The sequence below is a fragment of the Bacillus sp. MHSD_36 genome (genome assembly GCF_030757775.1).
Taxonomy (GTDB): domain Bacteria; phylum Bacillota; class Bacilli; order Bacillales; family Bacillaceae_G; genus Bacillus_A.
In genome coordinates, this window is the sequence record NZ_JAVBIS010000033.1 from 1 (window position 1) to 546 (window position 546).

Annotated in this window: 1 protein-coding gene; it reads left to right on the forward strand. The window is 34.8% G+C overall.

Annotated features, from left to right (window positions below; translation table 11 throughout):
* On the forward strand, positions 1–539 hold a 539-nt coding region (locus Q9B79_RS26815; protein WP_306189019.1), incomplete at its 5' end, for an IS200/IS605 family accessory protein TnpB-related protein.
* Positions 540–546: the final 7 nt, after the last annotated feature.

Consider the following 546-nt stretch of genomic DNA (forward strand, 5'->3'; position numbering starts at 1 on the left):
GACCTTTTACTTCTAAAAGGATAGAAAAACTTCATCAAAAACGTTACTTGAAAATAAAAGACGTCTTCCATAAAGTTAGTCACCACATCGTAAAACTAGCTCAAGAAGAAGAAGTTTGTAAAATCGTTATTGGTCAAAACAAAAGTTGGAAACAAGAAACGAATATGGGAAAAAGAAATAACCAATCGTTTTGTCATATCCCGCATAATTTACTGATTCAAATGATTACATACAAAGCAAATGCTATAGGCATTCAAGTTGTTGTAACTGAAGAATCATATACATCGAAAGCAAGTTTTCTGGATAACGACTTCATTCCAACGTATGGAGAAAATGACCAAAATACAAATTTTTCAGGAAAACGAATAAAGCGCGGCATATATCGTTCAGCAAATAAAACTTTAATTAATGCAGATGTAAATGCTGCGGCTAACATTTTACGAAAAGTAATCCCAAATGCATGGACAAATGGGATAGAGGGGTTAGGCGTGAAACAGCTCGCTAATGTGTTAACTCCCCTGACGTTAATCGTCCGTTAGGTCGAAA